The organism is Citrobacter meridianamericanus (assembly GCF_041320245.1).
Lineage (GTDB): Bacteria > Pseudomonadota > Gammaproteobacteria > Enterobacterales > Enterobacteriaceae > Citrobacter > Citrobacter meridianamericanus.
Map to the genome: position 1 here is coordinate 20,822 of NZ_CP101039.1, position 14,679 is coordinate 35,500.

At 57.3% G+C, this 14,679-nt stretch carries 16 protein-coding genes; all 16 read left to right on the forward strand.

The annotated features are described in order from the left end of the window. Genes NMD08_RS28080 through traG form a run of 16 tightly spaced genes read left to right on the forward strand, consistent with a single transcriptional unit; the run spans position 1 to position 14,677 of the window. A complete protein-coding gene (locus NMD08_RS28080; RefSeq protein ID WP_016674194.1) occupies positions 1-186 on the forward strand; it encodes a hypothetical protein in 186 nt (61 codons plus the stop codon). Then, the gene (locus NMD08_RS28085; protein ID WP_025759818.1) at positions 170-574 is read left to right on the forward strand and encodes a hypothetical protein; all 405 of its coding nucleotides are present in this window, start codon (positions 170-172) and stop codon (positions 572-574) included. Before NMD08_RS28080 ends, NMD08_RS28085 begins: the two co-directional genes overlap by 17 nt. Further along, positions 564-1,130 (forward strand): conjugal transfer pilus-stabilizing protein TraP, encoded by a 567-nt coding sequence (traP, locus tag NMD08_RS28090; protein ID WP_011201812.1) that lies wholly within the window; start codon positions 564-566, stop codon positions 1,128-1,130. Before NMD08_RS28085 ends, traP begins: the two co-directional genes overlap by 11 nt. Next, the gene (gene traC / locus NMD08_RS28095) at positions 1,123-3,753 is read left to right on the forward strand and encodes a type IV secretion system protein TraC (RefSeq protein WP_370597271.1); all 2,631 of its coding nucleotides are present in this window, start codon (positions 1,123-1,125) and stop codon (positions 3,751-3,753) included. Before traP ends, traC begins: the two co-directional genes overlap by 8 nt. Continuing rightward, positions 3,750-4,097 carry a type-F conjugative transfer system protein TrbI gene (gene trbI / locus NMD08_RS28100; protein ID WP_011201813.1) on the forward strand — a complete coding sequence of 116 codons (348 nt, stop codon included), beginning with the start codon at positions 3,750-3,752 and terminating at the stop codon, positions 4,095-4,097. Before traC ends, trbI begins: the two co-directional genes overlap by 4 nt. Next, positions 4,097-4,744, forward strand: a complete 648-nt coding sequence (traW, locus tag NMD08_RS28105) for a type-F conjugative transfer system protein TraW (RefSeq protein ID WP_025759814.1) — start codon at positions 4,097-4,099, stop codon at positions 4,742-4,744. Before trbI ends, traW begins: the two co-directional genes overlap by 1 nt. Before the next feature lie 2 nt (positions 4,745-4,746). Then, complete coding sequence (gene traU / locus NMD08_RS28110) at positions 4,747-5,733, forward strand: conjugal transfer pilus assembly protein TraU (RefSeq protein WP_032637387.1); 987 nt, start codon at positions 4,747-4,749, stop codon at positions 5,731-5,733. Positions 5,734-5,749: 16 nt separating this feature from the next. Further along, positions 5,750-6,379: a type-F conjugative transfer system pilin assembly protein TrbC gene (trbC, locus tag NMD08_RS28115; RefSeq protein ID WP_025759812.1), complete on the forward strand. Its 630-nt coding sequence runs from the start codon at positions 5,750-5,752 to the stop codon at positions 6,377-6,379. Next, positions 6,376-8,229: a type-F conjugative transfer system mating-pair stabilization protein TraN gene (traN, locus tag NMD08_RS28120; protein WP_025759811.1), complete on the forward strand. Its 1,854-nt coding sequence runs from the start codon at positions 6,376-6,378 to the stop codon at positions 8,227-8,229. Before trbC ends, traN begins: the two co-directional genes overlap by 4 nt. Positions 8,230-8,260: 31 nt before the next feature. Further along, positions 8,261-8,449 (forward strand): conjugal transfer protein TrbE, encoded by a 189-nt coding sequence (gene trbE, locus NMD08_RS28125; protein ID WP_025759809.1) that lies wholly within the window; start codon positions 8,261-8,263, stop codon positions 8,447-8,449. 36 nt (positions 8,450-8,485) lie between these two features. Next, positions 8,486-9,229 (forward strand): type-F conjugative transfer system pilin assembly protein TraF, encoded by a 744-nt coding sequence (traF, locus tag NMD08_RS28130; protein WP_025759808.1) that lies wholly within the window; start codon positions 8,486-8,488, stop codon positions 9,227-9,229. A 16-nt stretch (positions 9,230-9,245) separates the two neighbouring features. Beyond that, positions 9,246-9,494: a type-F conjugative transfer system pilin chaperone TraQ gene (traQ, locus tag NMD08_RS28135; protein ID WP_008324126.1), complete on the forward strand. Its 249-nt coding sequence runs from the start codon at positions 9,246-9,248 to the stop codon at positions 9,492-9,494. Then, positions 9,484-10,038 carry a type-F conjugative transfer system pilin assembly thiol-disulfide isomerase TrbB gene (trbB, locus tag NMD08_RS28140; protein WP_025759806.1) on the forward strand — a complete coding sequence of 185 codons (555 nt, stop codon included), beginning with the start codon at positions 9,484-9,486 and terminating at the stop codon, positions 10,036-10,038. The genes traQ and trbB overlap by 11 nt, the downstream gene beginning before the upstream one ends. Further along, positions 10,031-10,459: a hypothetical protein gene (locus NMD08_RS28145; RefSeq protein WP_025759805.1), complete on the forward strand. Its 429-nt coding sequence runs from the start codon at positions 10,031-10,033 to the stop codon at positions 10,457-10,459. Before trbB ends, NMD08_RS28145 begins: the two co-directional genes overlap by 8 nt. Continuing rightward, positions 10,446-11,816, forward strand: a complete 1,371-nt coding sequence (traH, locus tag NMD08_RS28150) for a conjugal transfer pilus assembly protein TraH (protein WP_032672666.1) — start codon at positions 10,446-10,448, stop codon at positions 11,814-11,816. The genes NMD08_RS28145 and traH overlap by 14 nt, the downstream gene beginning before the upstream one ends. Then, the gene (traG, locus tag NMD08_RS28155) at positions 11,816-14,677 is read left to right on the forward strand and encodes a conjugal transfer mating-pair stabilization protein TraG (protein ID WP_025759803.1); all 2,862 of its coding nucleotides are present in this window, start codon (positions 11,816-11,818) and stop codon (positions 14,675-14,677) included. The genes traH and traG overlap by 1 nt, the downstream gene beginning before the upstream one ends. Positions 14,678-14,679: the final 2 nt, after the last annotated feature.

Sequence of the window (14,679 nt, forward strand, 5' to 3'; positions counted from 1 at the left end):
ATGGGAAGAAGAAAAACCAATGTGATGGTCGTGGGGAAAACCGGTAGCGGTAAGACAGCCATCAGCGTTGATGTTATGCGGACCTTTTTATCAGAACGACAACTCCGCGACTGGCGTGAATTGCGCAAAGACATTCAGAACGATGGCAAAAAACCAGGAGACGAACATCATGACAACCAGGGATAACGCTGGTCCGGGGAAAACCCGTCACCTTAACGATATTACGGCCTGCTGCGAGGCGCAGGGGATGCGTGTCATCTGTGTTAATGCCGCAGAGCGCGACTTCTGGCTTTCAGCGTCTCAGCAGAGCGCTCCCGCCCTAGACGGGAAGGCTGGGATTTCTCAACACATAATGCAACGCCAGCGTGGGCACTGTCTGTTCCTGGGTAAAGCAGGCTCAGGTATGAGCGTAACAAAACAGCAGATGACCCGGGTTTTCCTGGCGAAGTCTGACGTCAGCCGGATTAAAGCGCTGTACAGCGGAGAGGACGGGGAGAGGCTGGCGGAGGCTATCAGACACAACTGCAGCGTCTGGTTTCCGCTGAATCCCGGAGGTAACGGGAATGATGCTTAAGCTTCTGTCCGTCCTGCTGTATTGCCTTAGATGGCTTGCCTGGGCTTTTCACTATCTGATTATCTGGCCTGCCGCCACGCTGATGCTGCTGGTTGCCATGCTTTTGTGGATGGAGAACACCACGCCCGGAGAGGCGATGGCGCAGGAAATTATAGCCGTCACGCATAACGTCAGCAGTGGCGAGTTTCGTATTGCGGCCTGCCGCGATGAACCTTTAGACCCCTTTATACCTCCAGCCCCGCAGGGCAAGTCCTCCGGCCTCACGCTGCATGATGCTCCTTCAGCTGTCTGCCATAACCGGGGCAGCGTCGTCACCGATGCTAAAGGATATGCCGGTCATGTTGACGGAGCGCTGAGTGCGTTTAAGTTGCTGTGGATTGTGATGGCCATTGTGTTTTCAGGGGCGGCGCTGCTTATGGGATGCCGTCCGTATTTCTGCCTGTACGGTCAGATGCGCTCAGCGCGTTTTCGCTACGGTATCCCTGCCAGCCGCCCGGCCCCTGCGACGGAAACGGTAAAAACGGCCGACAATAAAAAGGAGGATAACCGTGAGTAATCCACTGGATACCGTCACCCGCACGGTCAACTCGCTGCTGACGGCGCTGAAGATGCCCGATGCGTCTTCTGAGGCGAACGATGTCCTCGGGCAGATGCGCTTCCCGCAGTTCAGCCGTGTGCTGCCGTACCGCGACTACGATGCGGAAACCGGCCTCTTCATGAACGAGAAGACGATGGGCTTTATGCTGGAGGCGCAGCCCATCAACGGCGCCAACGAAACTATCGTGTCGTCGCTGGAAAATCTGATGCGCACCAAGCTGCCCCGCGAGGTGCCGGTGGCCGTTCACCTGGTGTCCAGCCATCTGGTGGGTCAGGATATCGAGTATGGCCTGCGCGAGCTCTCATGGACGGGGGAAAAGGCCGATACGTTCAACGCCATCACCCGCGCCTACTATCTCAGGGCCGCAGAAGAAGGGTTCCCGCTGCCCGATCACCTCAACCTGCCGCTGACCCTGCGTAACTACCGGGTGTACATCTCCTGCTGCGTCCCCCGTAAGCGCGGAAGTAAGGCCAGCGTGATGGAGATGGAAAACCAGGTCAAAATCATCCGCGCCTCGCTGCAGGGGGCGCAGATAGCCACCCGCAGCGTGGACGCGGATGCCTTCATCCGCATTGCGGGCGAAATGATTAACCACAACCCGGATGCGTTGTATCCCACCGAACGGGAACTGGACCCGCTCAAGGATCTGAACTACCAGTGCGTGGACGATACCTTTGACCTGAAGGTGAAGGCCGACTACATGACGCTGGGGCTGCGCGGTAACGGTCGCAACAGCACCGCGCGCATCATGAATTTTCAGCTGACCAAAAATCCGGAGCTGGCCTTCCTCTGGAATATGGCCGACAACTACAGCAACCTTCTCAACCCGGAACTGTCCGTTTCGTGTCCGTTTATCCTGACGCTGGTCCTTAGCGTGGAAGACCAGGTGAAGGCGCAGAACGAGGCCAACCTGAAGTTCATGGATCTTGAGAAGAAGTCCAAGACCAGCTACGCCAAGTTCTTCCCGGGCGTGGCGCAGGAGGCAAAAGAGTGGGGCGATCTGCGCCAGCGCCTGTCGTCCGGGCAGTCCTCGCTGGTGAGCTATTTTCTGAACGTGACCCTCTTCTGCCGCGATGACCAGGAAACTGCGCTGAAGGTCGAGCAGGACGTGCTGAACAGCTTCCGTAAAAATGGCTTCGAGCTGATTTCCCCACGCTTTAACCATATGCGCAATTTTCTCGTGAATCTGCCGTTTATGGCGGGCGGCGGCCTCTTTAAGCAGCTGCGCGAGTCCGGCGTGCTGCAGCGCGCCGAAAGCTTTAATGTCGCCAATCTGATGCCGGTGGTGGCGGACAGCCCGCTGGCCACTTCCGGCCTGCTGGCACCGACCTACCGCAACCAGCTGGCGTTTATCGACCTGTTCAGCCGCGGCATGGGTAACACCAACTTCAATATGGCGGTGTGCGGCACCTCCGGCGCGGGGAAAACCGGGCTTATCCAGCCCCTGATACGCAGTGTCATCGACTCCGGCGGCTTCGCCGTGGTGTTCGACATGGGCGACGGCTACAAGTCACTTTGCGAGAACATGGGCGGGGTCTACCTCGACGGCGAGACGCTGAAGTTTAACCCGTTCGCTAACGTCACCGACGATACCATCGATGAGATGGCCGAACGCCTGAGGGACCAGCTGTCCGTGATGGCCAGCCCCAACGGCAACCTGGACGAGGTGCACGAAGGTCTGCTGCTCAAGGCGGTGAAGGCCACCTGGCTTACGAAGAAAAACCAGGCGCGCATTGACGACGTGGTGGACTACCTGATGATGGCCCGCGACAGCGAGGAGTACAGCGGATCGCCAACCATCCGCAGCCGCCTCGATGAGATGGTGGTGTTGCTGACCCAGTACACCCGCGACGGGGTGTACGGCAGTTACTTTAACTCCGACGAACCGTCCCTGAAGGACGAAGCCCGGATGGTGGTGCTTGAGCTCGGCGGACTGGAGGACAGGCCGTCCCTTCTGGTGGCGGTGATGTTCTCGCTCATTCTCTACATTGAGAACCGCATGTACCGCACGCCGCGCTGCCTGAAGAAGCTCAACGTGATAGACGAAGGCTGGCGCCTGCTGGACTTCAAAAATAACAAGGTCGGGGCGTTTATCGAGAAGGGCTACCGTACCGCCCGTCGCCATACCGGTTCGTACATCACCATTACGCAGAACATCGTCGACTTTGACTCGGAAACGGCTTCCAGCGCCGCCCGCGCGGCATGGGGTAACTCGTCCTACAAAATTATCCTCAAGCAGTCGGCTAAAGAGTTCGCCAAGTACAACCAGCTGTACCCGGACCAGTATTCGCAGCTGCAGCGCGACATGATTAAGGGTTTTGGCAGCGCGAAGGACAACTGGTTCAGCAGCTTTATGCTGTCGGTTGAGCACCTGACGTCCTGGCACCGCCTGTTCGTCGATCCGCTCAGCCGGGCAATGTACTCCTCGGACGGTCCGGACTTTGAGTTTCTGCAGCAGCGACGCCGGGAGGGGCTGAGTATTCACGAAGCCGTCTGGGAGCTGGCGTGGAAAAAATCCGGGCCGGAAATGGCCGCGCTGGAGCGCTGGCTTCACGAGCATGAAGGGAAGACCATCTTATGAAAAAACACGTACTCATTAACGCCGCGCTGATTGCCGGCACGCTGGCTGCGAGCGCAGGCGTCAGCTGGCTGGTCTGCCAGCTTAACCGTCCTGTGGTTGTGGCCTTCAACATGAAATCCACGGTGGATGCCTTCTTTGACAGCGCCGGTCGCCGTTCGCTGGACGAGGCGCAGACAAAAGCACTCTCAGACCGCTTTAACGCGTCACTGGAGGCCAGCCTCCGGGACTGGCAGATCCGCCATCGTGCCCTCATCCTTGTCGCACCTGCCGTGGTGCAGGGGGCGCCGGATATCACGCGTGAAATCCAGACTGACGTGGCCCGCCGGATGAAGGAGGGGGCGTGATGCGCGCCCTTGCCCTGGGCCTGACGCTGCTGACCGGCAGCGTGACGGCCGCTGACCTCGGGACGTGGGGCGATCTCTGGCCGGTGGCGGAGCCGGATATGCTGACCGTTATCGAAAGCCGGCTGCAGACGCTGGCGCAGTCCGGCGAGATGGACAAAAAGATGGCGGAGTTTAAGGCGCGCGTGGTGCGCAACAGCCAGCGCCCGCCTGCCGTTGAGGGAATAACCCGCGCGGTGCGCTACGAGCGGCGCTGGTTTGACCCGAGCGTGCGGGTGGACAAGGCGCTTGCCGACGACAGGGGCAACGTGTTTGCTCAGGCGGGGCAGGTCTTTAATCCGCTTGATGTGGTGCCGTTTAACGAAACGCTGCTGTTTATCAACGGCGACGATGCGGATCAGCTCGCGTGGGTACAGCGACAGAAGCCTGACACCCTGATCACCCGCATCATTCTGGTGCAGGGCAATATTCCGCAGACGTCGGAGAAGCTCGACAGCCGCATTTTCTTCGACCAGAACGGGGTGCTGACCACCCGGTTCGGCATAAGCCAGGTACCGGCACGGGTAACGGCGGCACCCAGCGGAAAGCGCCTGCAGGTGGAAATCATTCCGCCCGATATGGCGCAGCATGACGCAGGAGGTGTCCGGTGAAAATGCTGACCGTCTCTCTGTTCGGACTGCTTCTGTGGGGTAACAGCCACATGGCGGCGGCGGACGCCGCCTGCGAAGGGCGCTTCGTCAATCCGATCACCGATATCTGCTGGCGCTGCATGTTTCCCCTGTCGCTCGGCAGCACAAAAGTCACGGGCGGGGATTTACCGGACACGTCCAATCCCGGTAGCCCGATACAGTTTTGTCCCATGCCACCCCCGGTATTTCAGCGCGTCGGCCTGGCAATAGGGTACTGGGAGCCGATGGCCATGACCGATGTGGCGCGTTCTCCAGGCTGCATGGTGAACCTCGGCGGATTTACCGTTAATCTCGGGAAAATGGGGATGGGCACCGCCAAAAAAGATGACAAACAGGTCAATGGCGCGTTCTACCATGTACACTGGTACAAATATCCGCTGACGTACTGGCTCAATATCATCACCTCTCTCGGGTGCCTGCAGGGCGGGGACCTGGATATCGGATACCTGTCTGAAATCGACCCAACATGGGGGGACAGCGCCCTGACCTCCATTCTGAATCCGGAGGCGGTCATTTTTGCCAACCCCATCGCGCAGGGCGCATGTGCGGCCGACGCGATAGCCAGTGCGGTAAATAAGCCTCTCGACCCGCTGTTCTGGTGCGCTGGCTCGCAGGGCTCGATGTATCCCTTTAACGGCTGGGTGAGCAATGAGTCCAGCCCCTTGCAGTCTTCCGTTCTGGTCAGTGAGCGCATGGCGTTCAAGCTTCACCGACAGGGCCAGATACTGGAGAGCGTGGGGGCGGACCGCGCGGTCTGCTTCGAATACCCGTCTCCCATTATCCCGAAAGAGCGCTGGCGCTATCAGATGGTGAACATGTTCCCGGATGCGGCGCAGTGCCATCCCTTCGGCCGAACGGTCATGCGCTGGGAAACGGGGCGTAACCCGCCGAACACGAAGAAAAACTACGGCTATCTGCTCTGGCGCAAGCGCAACTGCGTCTTCCTCTGAGAAAAAGGAAACTTCCATGAAAACTCTGTCCGGTCTGACGGCAGCGCTGCTGCTGTCAGCATACTGTTGCACTGCGCTGGCGTCAGGCGCTGATGAGGCGAACAGCGAGTTTATTCGTCAGCAGGAGTCTTTCAGCCAGCAGCTGAGGGGGCAGGACAACGCGCCGCTGCGCCAGATGCTGGAGCAGCAGGTGCGCCAGAACCCTCTTTCAGCAGACGACGCCCGCTTTATCGGGGAGCTGAAACAGCGCCAGCGCGAGGACCAGCAGGATAAACCCACGCACGGTGCCCTGTATTTCGTCTCCTTTGCCATCCCGCAGGCGGGGCTTAAGCGCATGCTGACCGAGGCCCGCCGCTACGATATTCCCGCCACCCTGCGGGGTATGGTCAACAACGACATGAAAAGGACGGCAACCGCCGTGATGGCGCTTGTTCAGGACGGCTCAGCCAGCGGCGTCGCCATCGACCCGACCCGCTTTCGTGAGTACGGGATCACCAGCGTGCCGTCCCTGGTGGTGTACTGCGAGGCGGGCCACGACGTGATTCGCGGCAATCTTCATCTGAAGCTGGCGCTGGAAAAGGTGGTGGAGAAGGGCGAGTGCAGGGATGAGGCGCAACAGCTGCTTAATAAAGGAGAGGCCCGATGAAAAGAGCAATACTGATGCCGGTGCTGGCCATTGCCACCACGATGGCAAGCGTGAATGCATTTGCCGATGCTGACGCGCAGTACAGGGCGGGGGCTGATTTTGCCCGTCAGGTACAGGGGCAGGGTGAGAGCAGCCTGAAAAACTTTAACCCCTCAGCGTCTATCCCCAACTATACCGCCTCACCCGGTGAGAAAAAGTACTATGGCGGTGTGACGGCGACCGGTGATGGTGCGCTGAAAGCGGACGGTACCACGGGCTGGACTACTAATGAGGCTACAAAAGCCGTCACCGACTCGTTTGTTAACAACCCGAAGGAGCCCATTTCGCCCGACGCGCCGTTTATTAAGGCCAGCCAGGATGTCCAGTCCCGCGCTGATACCATCATCGGCAAAACGGGGCAGACGCAGTGCGAAGCGCAGAATATCAGCCGCAGTGAGTTCACCAACTATACCTGTGAGCGCGACCTGCTGGTTGAGCAGGCCTGTACGCGCACGGCCAGCATTACCGGCCACTATGAAGATACATCTGAAACAAAACAGATTGTTATCCAGTCTCAGAATATTTCGTTTGCTTCCTCCGAAGCAGGATACACAGGAATATGGACTGCGCCGGTGACAGGGAAGGTTGTTGCTGCAACAGCTACCTATTCCTGGAATAAACGTCTGGCGTTCAGTAATCCTAACTGGTTTATGCGAGTAACCACGCCTTTCGGGTTGATTTCCATGGATAACGATACCGGTAGCCTGGCGCTGAGTAGCGGCATGCAGCTGAAGAAAGGCGCAGGGATGGTGTTTTCCATTCGTACCAGGAGAAACAATCCCACTACAGATTCAATCTGGAAGCACAGCAATATGCGCTACAGCTTCACCGTTACGCTCCAGATTGAAATTCCCGCCAAAAAATGGGTACCAGACGTGGTCTGGAACGAATCCTGCCCGTTCAGCAAGAGCGAAGGTACGCTCAAAAAGACGGAATGTATTGAGCCGGGGAGCACAAAAACGGTGGTGGTTGACGGCGTGTCATACCCGGTCACGCAGGCTTGCTGGAAGTACAAAGACACGTATATGACCCAGGCTGCTGACAATGGCACCTGCAAAACCTACATGAACAATCCGGCCTGTACGCTTGCCTCACGCACCTGCGCCTTCACGGCAGAAGACGGCAGCGGCTGCCTGCATGAATACGCGACGTACTCCTGTGAAACACGTACTTCCGGTCAGGTGATGATATGCGGCGGCGACACCTTCTGTCTTGATGGTGACTGTGAGCGGGCGCAGAACGGTAAAAATAACGATTTTGCACCTGTCGTTTCGGCACTCGCCGCGCTGGCCGCTGCAGGTAAGGACGTGGCCGCCATTAACAGCGTTAACGTACGCGCCTTTACCGGCAGCGCGAAGTTCTGCAAGAAGTTTGCGGCAGGATTCAGCAACTGCTGTAAAGACGGCGGCTGGGGCCAGGACGTCGGGCTTGCCAGGTGCAGCAGCGAGGAGAAAGCGCTGGGCAAGGCTAAAGAGAATAAGCTCACGGTCAGTATCGGTGAGTTCTGTTCAAAAAAAGTGCTCGGCGTCTGTCTCGAGAAGAAGCGCAGCTACTGTCAGTTTGACTCTAAGCTGGCTCAGATTGTGCAGCAGCAGGGACGTAACGGTCAGCTTCACATCGGCTTTGGCAAGGCCAGCAGCCCGGACTGTCGCGGCATCACCCAGACCGAGCTGCAGCAAATTAATTTTGAAGCGCTCGACTTCTCGAACTTTTTCGACGATCTGCAAAAGAACAAGAAAATCCCGGATAACGACACCCTGACGAAGCGCGTCCGAGAGGAAATCGCCGCGCAGCTGAAGAACAAACAGTAAGCCACTCATCACTCACTCAGGACTCTCCATCATGAAAATTAAAGGATTTACTGGACGCCTTATCATCAGCCTGATTGTCGCCTCACCGGTGCTTTACTGGTGCGGGAATATCGTTGATGAAACATCGCGCATCGATGTGTTTTTTATGGCGCTGATGGTTGCGCTTTTCGTGGCGGGAGTTCTGCTGGCGTGGCTGTTAAACCCGCTTTTCAAGCGATAACCGACCTGCTTCGGGATAAGGAAGGTTCCAGTGAAAATGAGAATGACAGCGTTAGCGCTGCTGCTTCTTGGCAGCGTTTTTTCCGCCACAGGAAAAGATGCCGGCTGGCAGTGGTACAACGAATCGCACAGAACGCCGGAGGACGACAAATCCTCTTCAACACAGCCTCAGCAGGCCTCGCCGGACATCATGGAGAAGCTTGCCACGCTCCAGCAGGCCACGAAGCGGGCCATGTACGAGGCCATTCTGTATCCGGGCGTGGAGAACTTTACCCGCTACTTCCGCCTGCAGAACTACTGGACGCAGCAGGCCGGGCTGTTCTCGATGAGCGCCAAAAAAGCCATGCTCGAGCACCCCGAACTGGACTACAACCTGCAGCACAGCCACTACAACGGTACCGTGCGCAACCAGCTGGCGGCGGACTTTGCCGACCAGCGCCGCGCCATTGAAACGCTGGCTCAGCACTATGGCGTGATGTTCTTCTACCGCGGACAGGACCCGATCGACGGCCAGCTGGTTCAGGTCATTAAAAACTTCCGCGAGACGTATCACCTCAGCGTCATTCCGGTCTCCGTGGACGGTATCGTGAATCCACTCCTGCCGGATACCCGAATGGACGGTGGACAGGCCAGCCGGCTGGGTATTCGTTACTTCCCGGCGCTGATGCTGGCCGACCCTAAAAGCGGGACGGTCAAACCCGTCTCGTATGGCTTTATCAGCCAGGATGACCTGGCGAAGCAGTTCCTCAACGTTTCCACAGATTTTGCCCCCAACTTTTAATACAGGGAGAGTTCGCATGCGCAAATTCCGTTTTCGCCTGCCTGAGTTCGACGTGCCCGGATTATGGGTGCTGAGCCTCGGGATATGGTTTCACATTGTTTCCCGCCTGGTCCGGCGCGAGCCGGAGATGGCCATTCTTCTGGCGCAGATAATCGGCGTCTCGATGGCGCTCTGGGGGGGATACCGCATCATCAACCGCTGGATAGATGCCGCCCGTGAGGCCGAAAAGGCCCGTGATGCCGGAGGATGCCGACATGAACCTTAGACATACCGTGTTTACCGTGGCGCTCATGACCCTCAGTCTGGCCACACAGGCTTCCACAATGGACGAGATCAAATCGTTATGGCATCCACAGGGGGCGCGAGCGTCGGGATCTCTGCCAACATCACCGGAAGACCCTGAAGCTAAGCCACTTCCGGCGAAGCAGCCGGTCTGGTACCGCCTAAGCAACGGGCGCCAGGTCAATCTGGCCGACTGGAAGGTCGTGCTGTTTATGCAGGGACACTGCCCGTACTGCCACCAGTTTGATCCGGTCCTGAAGTCGCTGTCGGCACGGGTGGGGTTTGGGGTGATGGCCTACACCATCGACGGTCAGGGGGATGCGTCCTTTCCCGATGCGCTGCCCGCGCCGCCGGAGGTAATGAAAACCTTTTTCCCCAACCTGCCCGTGGCCACGCCAACCACCTTTCTCGTCAACGTAAACACCCTTGAAGCCCTGCCCCTGCTGCAGGGCGCGACCGACGAACAGGGCTTTATGGCCCGCATGGATACGGTCCTTCAGATGCGCGGAGTGGGTAACAATGGCTGATCAGAACAATGCAGAGGAACACGACATGATGACTTCCAGAATGCTTCAGAGAGCTACGACGCCAGAGTTAATCGCGCTCAGGGCACGGAAAGATGACGCACGGTTCGGCGTTTATGCTGAGTGGGCGGGCATATTGCTCATTGCCGGCGTGCTGTCGCGCGTCTTTATGACATACATTTTCAATGCCTGCGTCGGCGACTGGCTCAGGGACGGTCACCTGCAGCTGAAAGATTTGTGGAACGTGTTGATGTACGTCATTCCACTGATATTTATCGCGCTGAGCGGCGGGCTTGCCGTTGCAGGTGGCGTTTATGCAATCCTGAACTCGCTTTATACGAAAGGGCAAATGTTCATACTAAAACGAAAAATGGGAAAACTCGCCCTGCAGGCGAGCCGGGAGGGTGCCGATGTTCGTCCGTAAACCTCTCTCCATACTGTGTGGCCTCCTTCTTGCGTGTTCAGCGAGCGTGAGTGCCGACGTGAACAGTGACATGAACACCTTCTTTAATAAGCTGGGCTTTGCGTCCAACACCAGCCAGCCACAGGTCTGGCAGGGGCAGGCCGCGGGCTATGCCACGGGCGGCTCACTCTACGCGCGCACGCAGGTGAAAACCGTCCAGCTTATCTCCATGACGCTGCCCGACATCAACGCCGGCTGCGGCGGCATCGATGCCTATCTGGGCTCCTTCAGCTTTATTAACAGCGATCAGCTGCAGCGTTTCGCCAAGCAGATTATGTCCAATGCGGCCGGATACTTCTTCGATCTGGCGCTGCAGACCACGGTACCAGAAATCAAGACTGCTAAAGACTTCCTGCAGAAGATGGCCAGCGACATTAACAGCATGAACCTCAGCTCCTGCCAGGCGGCGCAGGGGATTGTCGGCGGTCTGTTTCCGCGCACCCAGGTCTCCCAGCAGAAGGTCTGCCAGGACATTGCCGGCGAGAGCAACATGTTTGCAGACTGGGCGGCATCCCGGCAGGGCTGCACCGTGGGCGGTAGCCTCGACAAGGTACGCGACAAGGCCGGTACCGCTGATAAAGAGCGCATCACTAAAAACATCAATATCATCTGGAATGCGCTCGGCAAGAACGGCATGTTCAGCGGGAATAAAGAACTCAGGGAGTTCATCATGACGCTCACCGGCACCCTGATTTTTGACGAGAAGGGTAACATCACGCCGCTGCCTGCCCGCACCACGGATCGTGACATTATTAAGGCCGTGATGGAGGGCGGCACGGCGAAAATTTACCACTGCAACGACAGCGAGAAGTGCCTGAAGGTGGTGGCCGACGCGACCGTCACCATAACCGAAAAGAACGCGCTGAAAAATCAGATCAAGGACATTCTCTCCAGCATCCAGAACAAGGCTGCAACCGACACAAAGCTGACCGAGAAGGAGAAGGGCTTTATCTCCGGCACCACCATCCCGGTGTTCAAGTACCTGGTGGACCCGATGATGCTGGGCGTCTCGGACAGCCTCGTCTACCAGCTGACGGACTACATCGGCTACGACATTCTGCTCCAGTACATCCAGGAGATGGTGCAGCAGGCGCGCGCCCTGATGGCAACGGGCAACTATGACCAGGCCGTTATCGACAGCATCAATAACAACCTCAACGAGGCCACGCGACAGATAGCCTCCTTCCAGGCCCAGGTGCAGGTACAGCAGGATGCGCTGCTGGTTGTTGACCGCCAGATGAGCTACATGCGCCAGCAGGTTTCGGCGCGGATGTTGCAGCGCTATCAGAACAACTATCACTTCGGGGGAGCGCGCTGATGCAGGCGATTTACGTTATCGCGGGCGGCGACTGGCTGAGCCAGACGCTGAACGCCATTGTGGCCTTTATGAACACGGACAACTGGGTCATTATCCGCCGGATCGTGACCGCCCTGTCTGTGCTCGTCGTGGCCATCACCTGGATACGCCGTCACAACGTGATGGATATGCTGGGCTGGATAGGTACCATCGTCCTGATGTCCCTTCTGGTGAGCGTGCGCACGCCGGTACAGATTATTGACAACAGCGATCTGACGAAGGTGTATCAGGTGGACAACGTGCCCGTCGGGCTGGCGTTGCCGGCGTCGCTGACGACCACCATCGGGCACGCGCTGGTGCAGGGCTATGAGATGGTCTTTTCTCAGCCGGACAGCGTGACCTACAGCAAGACCGGGATGCTGTTCGGCGCGAATCTGGTCTCGCGCAGCACCGACTTTTTGTCAAAAAATCCTGAAATCACCACGCTTTTTGCGGACTATGTGCAGAACTGCGTGATGGGTGACATCTTCCTCAACGGGAAGTACACCCTGGACGAACTGATGAACAGCACCGACCCCTACACCATTATCTTCTCTAAACCCAGTCCGCTGCGTCAGGTGCAGAATTATAAGAAGTTTACGACCAGCGGTGATAACGGACAAACGGAGATAAAGGCGTTTTTATCCTGCGAAGAAGCCGCAGTGATCCTCAAACAGAAGCTGGGCCTTGATACCCAGACAGGAGGGAAAAGCTGGAGCTACTACGCACGCTGGCTGTTTGGCGGACGTCCGAATCCCGACCTGCTCCTGAGCCAGATGCTCGGCGAAAGCTATAACTATTTTTATAACTCCGGGCAGAGCGCCTCGCAAATTATCCGCCAGAACGTGACGATGAATGCCCTGCGCGACGGTATCATGGGCTATGCGGCCCGCAACGGCGATACCTCAAGCCTGCTCAACATCGCCACCACGTCCTCAATGGAGAAGCAGCGGCTCGCTCACGCAACGGTCGGGCAGGTGGCCCTGCGCTCGTTGCCCATGTCCCAGACGCTGATAGTCGGTCTGATTATCGGGATATTCCCCCTGATGGTGCTGGGCGGGATGTTTAACGCCGTCACCCTTAATGTGCTGAAGGGGTACGTGCTGGCTATCATGTGGGTGCAGAGCTGGCCGCTGCTTTACGCCATCCTCAACAGCTGCATGACCTTCTATGCGAAAGCCAACGGCTCGCCGGTGGTGCTCTCTGAGCTGTCGCAGGTGCAACTTAAATACTCGGATCTGGCCACCACGGCGGGCTATCTGTCGATGCTTATCCCGCCACTGGCATGGGGGATGCTGAAAGGTCTGGGCTCCAGCTTCTCGAATCTCTACAGCCACCTGGCGTCCTCGGCCATCAGTCCGGCGGCAACGGCGGCGGCAGGGTCAATCGACGGGAACTATTCCTACGCCAACATGCAGACCGAGAACGTGAGCGGCAACAGCTGGAATACCAACAGTTCGACCATGTTCGGCCAGATGAGTCACCAACTTGCCAACGGAGCAACGTCCACACAGATGCGTGATGGCAGTACCGTGACTGACTCCACCCAGGCCGCGAGTAAGCTGCCCGTGAGTATTAATTTTGCCCGTCAACTGGCCTCAGCGCAGCAGGAGATGGCACGCGAGGCCCAGACGCAGTCCCAGAGCGCGATGCAGAGCTTTAGTAACAGCATGTCAAGCACATGGCAGACCCTCAGCCAGTTTGGCACCAACCGGGGTAGCAGCGACTCGATGACGCAAGGCGCTGACAGCACGATGAGCGCTCAGGACTCCATGATGGCCAGCAAGATGCGCACTGCGGTCGAGAGTTATGCGAAAGCGCATAACATCAGTAATGATCAGGCGACTCAGGAACTGGCTTCACGTAGTTCTCGTGCTTCCGCTGGTCTTTATGGCGATGCAAGTGCACATGGTGGTATAGGGATTAAGGCTTTCGGTACAGGTGGTGGTGTTAGTTTCAGGGCTGGAGGAAAAACAGGGATTGATTGGTCTGATAATGACTTACATCAGGCAAGCAGCAGCACGCGAGCGAGCCAGGATGCGCGTCATGATATTGATGCAAAATCCACCAAAGACTTCAAGGAGGCCAGCGATTACTTTACCAGCCGCAAGATAAATGAATCAGGCAGTCATACTGATAACAACGCCGCATCACGTGCGGACCAGTTGTCTGCATCACTGAGTTCTGCAAAACAAAGCCTTGAACAGTACTCGACCAGCCAGGCACGCAGCAAGGAATATGCTGAAATGGCATCCCGAACCGAAACCATGAGCGGGCAGGTTAACGAAGATCTCAACCAGCAGTTTGCCCAATACGTTCGCAAGCAGGCACCGCATGATGCCGATTCTTTGCTGACGGATACCGGTTCACCAGAGGTTGCAGCGAAACGAAGAGAACTGGCCTGGTCATTTGTACAAAGTCAGATTCAGCCTTCGGTGGATAATGCGTATTCGGATGCGAAAGATGGGCTGGGTCAAAGTATGGACAATGTGTCTGCGGGGGGCGGGCGTCAGGAGGTGTTATCTGACCATGCGGCGCATAAGGCTTCCATTGAGAGTGCAACGTCAGACGCAGGTATTAAAGGGAATGTGAAAGGCTCGGTAGACGGTATGATGACTGAGACGCGAAATAATATCTCAGGAACACAAAGTGAAATAAAGGGAGCTTCAGCGTCCGTCGATAATCAGTATTCAGCACTGGAGCGCCATCACCAGTCAGAAGCGAATAATCAGGGTGCTAAGTACAATAACGAGAAAGCATCACAAAACGCTATTCCGGGAGCTGACAGTCCTGAAGAACTTCTGGAAAAAGCAAAGAAACTGGAGAATAATCACAAGAAATGATT